Below are 11589 nucleotides of genomic sequence, written 5' to 3' on the forward strand. Positions count from 1 at the left end.
TAGCGCTACTTGTCCGGCGAGGACTTGTTCTCCTCACGGATGATGTCCATGCAGAGCTCGACGCACTCGTCGCAGATGCAGACCGTGGAAGCCGCGATCAGTTTGCGGACTTCGTGCTGGCTCTTGCCGCAGAGCGAGCAATATAGCCTGTTGTTGGAGTCGCTCGTGCCGACCTTACTCATTCGTGTCTCCATCAGCGGTTCGAGTCCGCTCGATTGCTCCAAGCCGACGCGGTCGGCACGAAGCCTAAGGAGAGCAAATTTCGTACCAAATATGGCCGTACGCGTTACATCCCGTGCGATTCACAGCCACGCGGTTCTCCCGCGATCATAGTCGATCTATCGTAGCCAACCATGTTGTCACTGGCGCCAACCGTCGCCGGGGCCCAGCCGCCTCCCGTGCTGAGATAAAGACTATCGTCCTGCTGGGCTTCGATTGCGGCGAGGTCGTGGGTGTCATTCGGCCCTTTAGTTGCGGTTTGTTGTCTAGCTTACATAGTCGTCCGTGAACAAGGCTCTAGGCCATTGAGCGGGAGTCGTTTTCCCGATCGAGGACCGTTTGAGATTGCAGGGATTGGAAGGTAGAGGCCGCCAACTCCCTGCAATTCGTTTGTGGATTGAACGAAGCGGCTGGCGCGGCATTGTTTGTTGCTGGAGTGGGGAGTGCCAGCAACCTTCGTCACTCTCGGCAGGCGGTGGTTCGAATCAAGAGAGACCGTGCAGTCGGATCGACAACGATGGCGACCAACAACATCGCGACACATCCAAGGGACGATGCCGGGGCGATTTTCCGCAACGCCGTATGGGAGCAGCTTGCCAAAGAGTATCAGCTCCAGGCCTGTGAGCAACGCATCCTCGAGGAGGCCAGACAGGCAGGCCTGAAGCATGGCATCAGCGTGCCGTTGTTTGGACTGGCAGGACGGCTATCAATGGTTCATTCGCGTCCTGTTTTGATGATGCCGATCCTGAAGGTCGCGTGGTGCGGCTCAAAGCGCTGGCTTGGCACTTCCATATTGCATTTGCGGAGATTGCCAAGCCCTCAAACAGTGCCCGCGATAGCAAGGTGAGCCTAGATCAGAGCGCGAGAAAGATTGCCTGCGCTGGGTGGTGAAAGGAAAATCGTCCTGGGAAATCGCAAAGATCCTGAATATCAGCGAGAATACAGTGAACTTTCACCTTAAAAATGCAATTCGAAAGCTCGGCACGACAAACCGCATGCCATCGCCAAGGCGATTCGTCTTAGTCTGATTTCGGCGCCGATGCCGATGGTCGCCTAGCCGGGGACCTCCGGCTCGCGACACTTTGCCACGCGCGTGGTGATCTGATCACGTCAGAGGAGGAGCAATCGCGGATGGGCTTCCCGGCGACGATCCGCGTCGATCAGGGCAGCGAGTTCGTGTGATCTTGACTTGTGGGCCTAACAGCGCGGCATCACGCTGGACTTCTCGCGGCCCGGCGCCGCGATAGCCATATTTCCGCCGTCGCGGACGATGCTTGATTGCGCGACACGTTCATCAGCTCCTTAATGAAGGCGGCGCTGACGCTCGTCCGCCAGCGGAATATCGATCGCTTGGTCAATCAGGCCTCGTCGATCGGCTAGTGCGAATGCGAGATTTCAGGTTGTCCAATGAGCGCGCGCGCCAGACGCTCGTAAGTCATCCATTCTCTCGTCGACAAGTGATTGCCTAAGCAAGCACAGCCTTCTGCTTGGCGCGACTGGCGATAGCGCGTGAGCTGAATGCTACCGACCTTGGTAGGTTTGGTTTTGCTCGATTGTCAGCTAAGTGTCGTTGGACTTCTTTAGGAGACACGGCTCGTACGCTAAGGATGGCCGAGACGAAAGAGCCGCGGGAACGGGAGAGACTCGATGCACTTCGATGAACCGCGCTGCGCCGCACCTCTCGCGCGCTGGTCCTGTTTGCCGGTGGCGTGATGGGGAGCAGGGCCGACAATCCGCCGCCGCGCTCCAAGGCCACGACGCTGGCAGACCAGAAGGACGGTCCCGGCGCGCGCGCCGGCCAAACACCTGACACGCCCTCAGCGGCCGAGCAGCATCGCCTTCCGCCGGACTCCACCACCATGCAAACCCTCGAGCTGCCCGGGCGGGAGCTCGCATTCACGGCCACCGCAGGATCCATCCGCCTGTTCGACGACCAGGGCGAGCCGCAGGCCGACATTGCGTACACCTCCTATCAGCTCGACGGGTGCGACCGCGCTACACGCCCCGTCACCTTCTTCTTCAACGGAGGGCCTGGTGCATCGTCGGCTTGGCTACAGCTCGGCAATGCCGGTCCTTGGCGGCTGTCCATCAATGCCGACGAAGTCACACCATCGAGCTCTCCTGAGGTGAAGCCCAATGCGGAGACCTGGCTCGATTTCACTGACCTCGTCTTCATCGATCCGGTCGGGACAGGCTATAGCCGCTTCGTCGCGACCGGCGAGAATGTCCGGCAGCTGTTCTTTTCCGTGGACGGCGATGTTAGCGCGCTCGCTCTGGTGATCCGCCGCTGGCTCGAGAAGCACGACCGGTTATTGTCGCCGAAATATGTCGCGGGCGAAAGCTATGGCGGCATTCGCGGGCCGAAGGTGGTGCGCCAGTTGCAGGAGCAGCAAGGTGTCGGCGTTAAAGGTCTGATCATGGTGTCACCTGTGTTTGACTACCGTGAGTCCGGCACGAGCCTTCTCCAACACGTCGCAACGCTGCCGAGCTATGTCGCGACCGTACGCGAAGCCAAGGGACCGGTGAAGCGGGCCGATCTCGCCGACGTCGAAGCTTATGCGCGGGGCGAGTTCTTGACCGACCTCGTCAAAGGCACGGCCGACAAGGAGGCGGCCACGCGCCTCGCCGACAAGGTCGCCACGCTAACTGGGATCGACCAAGCAGTGAGCCGCCGGCTTGCCGGCCGCTTTGACGCCGGCCAATTCAGTCGTGAGCTCGACCGCAACAACGGCAAGGTGACCGGCCGCTACGACGCCTCGGTGCGTGGCTTCGATCCCCACCCCGAGTCTAGCGACCCCGCATACGCCGATCCCTCGGGCAGCACGCTAAAGGCGCCGCTGACCAGTGCCGCCGTCGATCTCCTTACGCGCAAGCTGAACTGGCGGCCGGACGGCTCCTATGAGTTGAGCAACGGTGCGGTCAGGCAAGCTTGGGATTATGGCCCAAGCCCCCCGCATTCGCTGTTTGAGCTGCGCCAGATCCTTGCGATGGATCCGAAAATGAGGGTGCTGGTAGCGCACGGCCTGTTCGACCTCGTAACGCCCTACTTCCGCTCGCAGATCGTGCTCGATCAGTTGCCCGCTTTCGCTGAGCCGCCGCGTGTCAAGCTTGTGGTCTATCCGGGCGGCCACATGTTCTACTCGCGTGATGCATCGCGCCAGCTTTTTCGCGCGGAGATCGAAGCGATGATGAAACCAGCCTCCAATTAATCCACAAGCATGCGCTCGCGTGTATCGTATGTCTGTAGCAAGACCGAACTTTGGACCACCCAGAACTAGAGTTTTGCGCTCTGATCACGTTGGCGGGCTGGTGGCGCCGGCGTGATTTTGCAGCAAAATCGGCGGCCGATTGCCGATGGCTCCATGCGGCCGCTCGCCAAGTCTCCACCTTTTCCCGGGCGTCCGCAAGCGACAGGAACCAAAGGGCATTGAGGCATTCGGCCCGGAAGCGGCCATTGAACGCTTCGATAAAAGCATTATCCGGCATGATGTAGCCGGTGTCCCGTGTTTCCAGACTCGATCTAGCCCATTAGCGTAGACCGATCCGGGCCTCGGGGCACCGGGAGCACGCAAGTGCGGGCAGGCCGTCGCACTGACATGAACTGCGAGTTCGAGGTCGTTATCTGGCCGCCCCTGCGACTTGCCCGGATGCGCTGCGAGCGCGGATCCGTAATTGTCGTGTTGCCCGCAGCTCCCTTTCGCACTGACCATGGAGGGAGAGATGCGCATCATTGGCATGGACATCCATCGCGTGGCGGCCGAGGCCGTGGCGCTGCTCGAGGGACATCTAACGAAGCTCGGCCGCATTCCCATGACTCGTGACAGCTTGGAGGCTTTCGCCAGGAAGGAACTCACCCATGATGATCACGTGGTCGTCGAGGCGACTGGCAATGCCGCGGCCGTTGTCGAAGTTCTGGCGCCGTATGTCGACCGTGTTGTCATCGCCAACCCGAAGCAGGTGCGGTTGATCGCGCACGAAGATCAAGACGGATGCGATTGATGCCGCCGTGCTCGCGAAGTTGTACGCCACGGATTTCTTCCGGAGGTCTGGGTACCCGATCAGCGCACTATGGCCCTGCGACGGCAAGTTGCGCGCCGTACGCAGCTCGTGCGTCAGCGGGTACGCTTGAAGAACCTCATTCAATCGATCCTTCACGCCCACCTCATTCCGCCCTGCGGTTTGCCCGGGCGTGAGAAGTCCAGCGTGACGCCGCGCTGGTAGGCCCAGAGGTCGACGTCACGCGACACGAACTCGCTGCCTTGGTCGACGCGGATCGTCGCCGGGAAGCTCACTTCGTTGCAAACCCTTTCCAGAACATCCACGACACCGGTGCCGCGGAAAGTGAGCCGCGGCTCCAAGGCGGGCGAGAAGCGGGAGAAGATATCGATAATCGTGAGCACCCGGAGCTTGACACCAATTGCCAGTTGGTCATGAACAAAGTCCATCGCCCAGGTCTCGTTGGCGCGCTTCGCTGGCCTGCGGTCATCGCGCAGCTTGGCCTTGACCCTCCGCTTCGGCGATCTATTGCGCAATTGCAGGCCCAATTCGCGATAGATGCGACGGGTCTTGTTCTGGCCATGACGCCATCCCTCGCGGCGGAGCAGGACGTGGACGCGGCGATAGCCGTAGCGAATGCGTACATGGCAGATCTCCTTGATCCGTGCTTCGAGGGCGGCCTAGCCGGAGCGACGAGATTTGTAGTGATAGGTCGATCGATCGAACTCGAGGGCTTTGCAAGCCTTGCGGATCGAGACCTGCCAGTCACCACAAACCTCATCGACGAGCTTGCGCTTCCGACCAGGCTTCACAGCTTTCGGCGGATCACATCCTGCAGCATCTCCTTGTCGAGCGACAGATCTGCCACCGGCTTCTTCAGCTTGGCGTTCTCGTCCTCGAGCTGTTTCAGCCGGCCCATCTCGGTCGGCAGCAGCCCGTCGTACTTCTTCTTCCAATTGAAATAAGTCGCCTGGCTGATCCCGGCTTTGCGGCAGATCTCCGCAACCGGGACCCCGTCGTTGCCCTGCTTCAGGATAAACGCCTTCTGGGCGTCCGAAAACTTCGAGACCTTCATCGTTGTCCGCTCCTCCCAGCCGAGGGGATTTACGCAGCGCAACTCTAGCCAAAAATGGTCCAGTTTGCCGGCCTCAGATCAACACAAACTCGCTGCCTTGATCGACGCGAATCGTCGCCGCAAATCCCACTTCATTGCAAAGCCTTTCGAGGACTTCCACGACATCGGTGCCGCGGAAGGTGAGCCGCGGCGCCAACGCCGTCGATCTCCAGGGTGAAATCCGGCAGGGCCGCAAGGAGCGCAAGCTTCTGGTGAAAGCCGGTGATGGCGATGCAGCTATGCTCGACTCGAGGCAGAAGGACGGTGAGAGCGTCGTAAGGTTGAAGAATGGACGAGCCCGCACACGCGTAGGGCAGGGTATAGAGCAGCGGGACGAAGTGACGTCGCCTTGACCGAAAATAGTCGACCGGCCTCGGCCCACCAGGAACAGCGCACCCGGCCGAATCCGAAAGGAAGTCCAGTCGGGATCGGCATCGACAGGCTCGCCACAGAGGATGCGCTCACTCGACCTCGTTCAGGCTTTCAGACATTCAAATCCGGCAGCTTCCAGATCCAAATGCCAACAGAACTCGTGTCAATAGGGAGGGAGATTCAACGGCTGAATGATCATGCACGAGAGCTTCCTCCGTGGCGCTCCCCTCGCGGGCAAACAAGCATACCCCGCTGCCGGTTGTTGATGTCGTCGAGATAAGACTGATACGCCAACCTGATGCCCTCCTCCAGCGAGATGCTGGCTTGCCACCCGGTTCTGGCCAGGCGGCTGACGTCCAGCAGCTTGCGCGGCGTGCCGTCGGGACGCGACGTGTCGAAGCTGATCTCGCCCCGAAAGCCGACGGCAGCCGCGACCGCGAGCGCCAAATCGGCGATGGTGATGTCCTGGCCGCTGCCGATATTAACCAGCTCCGGCGACGAATAGGTCTTCATTAGGTGGATGCAGGCATCTGCAAGATCGTCGACATAGAGGAATTCGCGCCGAGGCATGCCGGTGCCCCACACTACAACGTTCGTAGCGCCGGACAATTTGGCCTCATGGAAACGGCGGATCAGCGCTGGGACGACATGGCTGTATTCGGGATGATAATTGTCGCCGGGACCGTAAAGGTTAGTGGGCATCACGCTGATGAAGTCGGCGCCGTACTGGCTGCGATAAGCTTCCACCATCTTCACACCGGCTATTTTCGCAATTGCATAGGGTTCGTTGGTGGGCTCTAGCGGGCCGGTCAGCAGCGAATCCTCTCGCAGCGGCTGGGCCGCCAGCCGCGGATAGATGCAGGAGGAGCCACAAAACATCAGCTTCTCGCACCCGTTCGCATGCGCTGCCTGTATCACATTGATCGATATTGCAAGGTTGTCGTACAGAAATTCGGCCCGAAGTATGTCGTTGGCGAGGATGCCGCCGACCTTGGCAGCGGCGAGGAACACCACCTGGGGCCGATTCGCGGTGAACCAGGCGTTCACCGCTGCTTGGTCGCGCAGATCGAGCTCACTTCGCGCCGCCGTCAGTAGGTTCGCCCCCTCGCTCGCGAGCCGGCGCACCAACGCCGAGCCAACCATGCCGCGGTGGCCGGCGACGAAGACCGACTTGCGCTTCAGCTCAAACGGCGTACTGGCCATTGGCGGCACTCCTGACGTGCTTCGGCGAGATCGCTTGCGACCATCTCCCTCACCAGCTGCGCAAAGCTGGTCTTAGGCTCCCAGCCGAGTTTCTGGCGAGCTTTGCCAGCATCGCCAATCAGCAGATCGACCTCGGTCGGCCGAAAATAGGCCGGATCGATTTTCACCACAGTCTTGCCCGATGCCCGGTCGATGCCGGTCTCCTCGACGCCTTGGCCACGCCATTCAATGCTCCGGCCGACCTCGGCAAATGCCCGCTCGACGAACTCGCGCACCGACCGCGTTTCGCCGGTCGCCAGGACATAATCCTCTGCCACGTCTGCCTGCAGAATGCGGTGCATGCCCTCGACATAGTCACGCGCGTGGCCCCAGTCGCGCTTGGCCTCTAGGTTGCCGAGATACAGGCGTTCCTCGAGGCCGACCTCGATGCGGGCGACGGCGCGCGTGATCTTGCGTGTGACGAAGGTCTCGCCGCGGATCGGACTCTCATGGTTGAACAGAATTCCGTTGCAAGCGAAGATGCCGTAAGCCTCACGATAGTTGACGGTGATCCAGTAGGCATAGAGCTTGGCTACGGCATAGGGCGAACGCGGATAGAATGGCGTCGTCTCTTTCTGCGGCACTTCCTGGACGAGACCGTAGAGTTCCGAGGTGGAGGCCTGATAGAACCTCATCTCCTTTTCCATGCCCAAGATGCGGATCGCTTCGAGCAGGCGGAGCACGCCGAGACCGTCGGCATTAGCGGTGTATTCAGGGCTCTCGAAGCTAACCGCGACATGACTTTGGGCCGCTAGATTGTAGATTTCGGTCGGCCGGATTTGTTGCATCAGCCGGATCAGGTTAGTGGAATCGGTCATGTCGCCGTAGTGCATCAGGAAGGGCACGTCGCCAGCATGCCGGTCCTGGTACAGGTGATCGACGCGTGCGGTATTGAGAGAAGACGACCGTCGCTTGATTCCGTGCACCGTGTAGCCGAGGCCGAGCAGATATTCCGCGAGGTACGCACCATCCTGGCCGGTGACGCCGGTGATCAGCGCAACGCGTCGTTTTGAATCCTCAGCTGTCACTGTCTCACCAGTTGTACGCATCTAAATCGGCTTTCCGAATTGATATTACGCGCAAAGAAAACTCCGTGTTTACACGCAGATGAACTGAACGATCCTTGCTCTATGATTGTATGGCAGTGCGGATCAAACGCATCATATACATTGATATGCACCGCCAATGGAAAGTCGCAGCGGCAGATTTCGGCCAGAGCAAGCTCATCGGTTCATCTTAATCTTGCTGATACCCAGACATGCGATTTGGTTACAAACCATCGTATAGTTCTTCAAACCCTTTCGCGTCTCAAGTCTTACCTCCGTACGATTGAACCGACGATCTCAAGGTCCTAGCCTCGTCTTATCAAGCGAGCAGCGGGTGCCGCTTTGCCCGTACGCAGCAATTAACTCGATCAGCAGGAATCATGAAGTTTTATCGTAAGAGCGGATATGCTCCGCCGAGTTTCAAGCATGGTCAATCATCAGAGCCGAAGCAATATGACAATGACAGTTGCGACGCTCCAACGAACACGAAAACTCTGATCCGGCCGCGAATCTCTATCGAGCTACCCAATGAAGACGCGCTTTTGAATTCGACTACCGAAGTCGAGTCACCGGCAAAGTACGATGATGCTTGTCCAAGCTAACAGGCAGAGGGCCATGTCATGTCGAAAGACCGGGAGACGTAGCTCAAGCTCTTAGCGTGTGGAGTTGCGTCCCAGCGACGCCCGCAGAGAGCATTGAATATCTTCGTAAGTGAATCTAGCCAAGAGGTTTTCCCCCGCCTGGCTCTTACTTGCTTGGACGTTGGGGTGCGTTAATCCATATGTGCGGAATCGTTGGTATCTTAGGACGTGGTCCGATCGTCGGGAAATTGGTCGATTCGCTCAGGCGGCTCGAATATCGAGGATACGATTCCGCAGGCGTGGCAACGCTCGAAGGTGGCTGCCTTGGGCTAAGACGTGCCGCCGGAAAGCTGATAAATCTCGAGGCACGCCTACTCACCGATCCTCTCTCGGGTCATGGCGGTATTGGCCACACGCGATGGGCCACCCATGGCAAGCCGAGCGAGCGCAACGCCCATCCGCATGTCACGGAGAATGTTGCGGTTGTTCATAATGGGATCATCGAGAATTTCCGCGAGCTGCGCGGCGAACTGGAGCAGAACGGGGCTAAGTTTGCCTCCGAGACAGATAGCGAGGTGGTCGCTCATCTTGTAGAATGGTATTTGCTCGATGGGTACCCTCCGCAAGACGCGGTAAAAGCGTCGCTGCAGCGGCTGCGCGGCGCATTTGCGCTGGCGTTCCTGTTCAAAGGCTACCACGACCTCATGATCGGCGCGCGCAAGGGGTCGCCGCTTGCGATCGGTCACGGCGACGGCGAAATCTATCTCGGATCGGACGCTATCGCGCTCGCGCCCTTCACCGACGCTGTCACCTATCTTGAAGATGGCGATTGGGTTGTGCTTACCCGCACGGGCGGCGTGATCTATGACTCGGCTGGTGCTATCGCCCACCGGAAAGCATCAAAGCCTAGCGTATCCTCGGTCATCGTTGACAAAGCGAACTATCGGCATTTCATGGCCAAGGAAATTCACGAGCAGCCGGAAGTGATCGCTCAGACGCTGGCGCATTACGTCGATATGACTGCCGAGCGAATAATGTTGCCGCTCAAGTTGCCGTTTGACTTCAATTCCGTTCAGCGTATCTCGATCACCGCTTGTGGTACGGCAAGTTATGCCGGCCACGTCGCCAAGTACTGGTTCGAGCGTCTGGCACGTGTTCCGGTCGATATCGATGTAGCCTCCGAATTCCGGTACCGGGCGGCACCTTTGCGCAAGGGAGATCTCGGGATCTTCATCTCTCAGTCGGGGGAGACCGCTGACACTCTTGCCGCGCTGCGCTACGCCAAGGCGAAGGGCCTGCACACGATATCGATAGTCAACGTGCCGACGTCAACGATTGCGCGAGAGAGCGAAACCGTGCTGCCAACGCTGGCGGGACCGGAAATCGGCGTCGCCTCGACAAAAGCATTCACCTGCCAACTCATGGTGATGGCTGCCCTTGCGGTCGCAGCTGGCAAAGAGCGTGGTGAACTGTCAGATATCGATGAGTTGAGACTCGCACGCGAGCTGATTGAAGTTCCGCGGTTGATTGCTGCGGCTCTGGAGACCGAGCCCGAGATTGAGAAAACTGCGCGAGAAATCTCTAAGTCAAGTCATGTGCTCTATCTCGGTCGCGGCACGTCAGTCCCCTTAGCGTTGGAGGGCGCGCTTAAGCTAAAGGAAATCTCCTATATCCACTCGCAGGGCTATGCCGCAGGAGAGCTCAAGCACGGCCCAATTGCGCTGATCGACGATACCGTGCCGGTAGTGGTTATTGCGCCTTACGACGCGCATTTCGAGAAAACCGTTTCGAACATGCAGGAAGTCGCCGCTCGCGGTGGCAACATCATCCTGATCACTGATGCGAAAGGAGTTTCGGAAGCGACATTGCATAGCTTTGGGAGAATTGTGCTTCCAGAAATGATCTCAACCTTCTCGGCGATCGTGTATGCTATTCCAATCCAGCTCCTGGCTTATCATACCGCTGTCGTGATGGGCACAGACGTTGATCAGCCGCGCAATCTCGCGAAGTCGGTGACGGTCGAGTAGGACCGTCATTGCCATCCGGATTCGCGCTTCGCCTGGCAAGAGCTCGAGGCTGGCCACGCACGCGCGCGCCGTTTCTGTCGTCAGAATAGAATAAGACGCGCGCTGCATCCCCCAACAAAGACCATGCCGTCTGGAATTGGAGGTCCGGGATCGGAAATATGTCTCTGCATTTCTAAGTTCTTATTTTCCATGTTTCTTCGTCGATTTTTACACAAAGTTACGTGCGGCAACTTCCGAAAAGCGGACGACAGTCACGCGCTACGTGGCGGAGCGCTGAGACTCGTTTGGATGCGGATTCCGATCGATGTCGCCCAGGATTCCGAGATGATCTCGCCCACCATTCCGATTTGAAGTCGCCCACCCGTTCCGAGATGATGTCGCCCACCATTCCGGGATGATGTCGCCCGGGTGACGAGACCTCTTCTGGCTCCCATAGGGTCAACCTTTCGGTTTTGCGAAGGGGGACCCTGGATGCCGACGGAGAGGCTTGCGATGCGCCGTGTGCGCGATGTGATCAGGATGAAGGCGGCTGGGCTGCCGAGCCGCGAGATTGCTCGGCGGATGGGCGCGGCGCCCTCGACAGTGCGGCTGACCATCCGGCGATTCGAGGCCGCAGGCCTGAGCTGGCCGTTGCCCGACGAACTCACGGACGCGGCCCTGGAGGCCCGCCTATTCGCCAAGACCGGCAACGGTAACCGGCAGGGTCATCGCCGCATCGCCGAGCCCGACTGGGCGGCGGTGCACCGCGAGCTCAAGCGCAAGCATGTGACGCTGTCGATCCTGTGGGAGGAGTACATCGGCGCCGAGCCCGGCGGATACCGGTACTCGCGCTTCTGCGAGCTTTACCGCGCCTGGGAGGGACGCCTGTCGGTGACGATGCGCCAGGCGCACGCGGCCGGCGACAAGCTGTTCGTCGACTACGCGGGCGACGGCGTGCCGGTGGTGGTCGACCGCCTCACCGGCGAGCGGAGGACGGCGCAGATCTTCGTCGC

General features: G+C 59.5%; 7 protein-coding genes and 5 pseudogenes. 6 read left to right on the forward strand and 6 right to left on the reverse strand.

Translation table 11 applies throughout. The features are described 5' to 3' along the window. Positions 1-17 precede the first annotated feature (17 nt). Positions 18-182, reverse strand: a pseudogene (locus tag P0R31_RS37865) (ClpX C4-type zinc finger protein); the annotation flags it as partial. Positions 183-736: 554 nt separating this feature from the next. On the opposite strand from P0R31_RS37865, the gene P0R31_RS37870 reads away from it, so the two are divergent. From P0R31_RS37870 to P0R31_RS37880, 3 genes are all read left to right on the forward strand, one after another. Beyond that, the gene (locus tag P0R31_RS37870) at positions 737-1066 is read left to right on the forward strand and encodes an autoinducer binding domain-containing protein (protein WP_275520165.1); all 330 of its coding nucleotides are present in this window, start codon (positions 737-739) and stop codon (positions 1064-1066) included. Positions 1067-1106: 40 nt separating this feature from the next. Beyond that, entirely contained in the window at positions 1107-1247 is a 141-nt protein-coding gene (locus tag P0R31_RS37875) for a helix-turn-helix transcriptional regulator (RefSeq protein ID WP_275520176.1), read from the forward strand. 684 nt (positions 1248-1931) lie between these two features. Next, positions 1932-3428 (forward strand): S10 family peptidase, encoded by a 1497-nt coding sequence (locus P0R31_RS37880; protein WP_275520167.1) that lies wholly within the window; start codon positions 1932-1934, stop codon positions 3426-3428. 84 nt (positions 3429-3512) lie between these two features. Here the strand turns inward: P0R31_RS37880 and P0R31_RS37885 are convergent. Next, a pseudogene (locus P0R31_RS37885) lies at positions 3513-3699 on the reverse strand (integrase core domain-containing protein); the annotation flags it as partial. 240 nt (positions 3700-3939) lie between these two features. Between P0R31_RS37885 and P0R31_RS37890 the strand changes: the two are divergent. After that, positions 3940-4395 (forward strand): annotated as a pseudogene (locus P0R31_RS37890) (IS110 family transposase); the annotation flags it as partial. Here P0R31_RS37890 and P0R31_RS37895 read toward each other — a convergent pair. The 4 genes and pseudogenes from P0R31_RS37895 to gmd form a co-directional block, all read right to left on the reverse strand. Continuing rightward, positions 4395-5290, reverse strand: a pseudogene (locus tag P0R31_RS37895) (IS3 family transposase); the annotation flags it as partial. The pseudogenes P0R31_RS37890 and P0R31_RS37895 sit on opposite strands and share 1 nt — an antisense overlap. Before the next feature lie 73 nt (positions 5291-5363). Continuing rightward, complete coding sequence (locus tag P0R31_RS37900) at positions 5364-5486, reverse strand: hypothetical protein (RefSeq protein ID WP_409241872.1); 123 nt, start codon at positions 5484-5486, stop codon at positions 5364-5366. Between the two features lie 410 nt (positions 5487-5896). Continuing rightward, on the reverse strand, positions 5897-6904 hold the full coding sequence (fcl, locus tag P0R31_RS37905) for a GDP-L-fucose synthase (protein ID WP_275520169.1): 1008 nt from the start codon (positions 6902-6904) through the stop codon (positions 5897-5899). Further along, positions 6885-7992, reverse strand: a pseudogene (gene gmd / locus P0R31_RS37910) (GDP-mannose 4,6-dehydratase). Before gmd ends, fcl begins: the two are co-directional and overlap by 20 nt. A gap of 778 nt (positions 7993-8770) precedes the next feature. Between gmd and glmS the strand changes: the two are divergent. Together glmS and P0R31_RS37920 are read left to right on the forward strand one after the other, a co-directional pair. Beyond that, positions 8771-10597 (forward strand): glutamine--fructose-6-phosphate transaminase (isomerizing), encoded by a 1827-nt coding sequence (gene glmS, locus P0R31_RS37915; protein ID WP_275520173.1) that lies wholly within the window; start codon positions 8771-8773, stop codon positions 10595-10597. A 492-nt stretch (positions 10598-11089) separates the two neighbouring features. Further along, positions 11090-11589, forward strand: a 500-nt coding sequence (locus P0R31_RS37920) for a helix-turn-helix domain-containing protein (RefSeq protein WP_275520178.1), incomplete at its 3' end; no start/stop codon positions are given.

Origin of the sequence: Bradyrhizobium yuanmingense (genome assembly GCF_029167105.1) — a bacterium.
In the GTDB taxonomy this organism is placed as follows: Bacteria; Pseudomonadota; Alphaproteobacteria; order Rhizobiales; family Xanthobacteraceae; genus Bradyrhizobium; species Bradyrhizobium yuanmingense_A.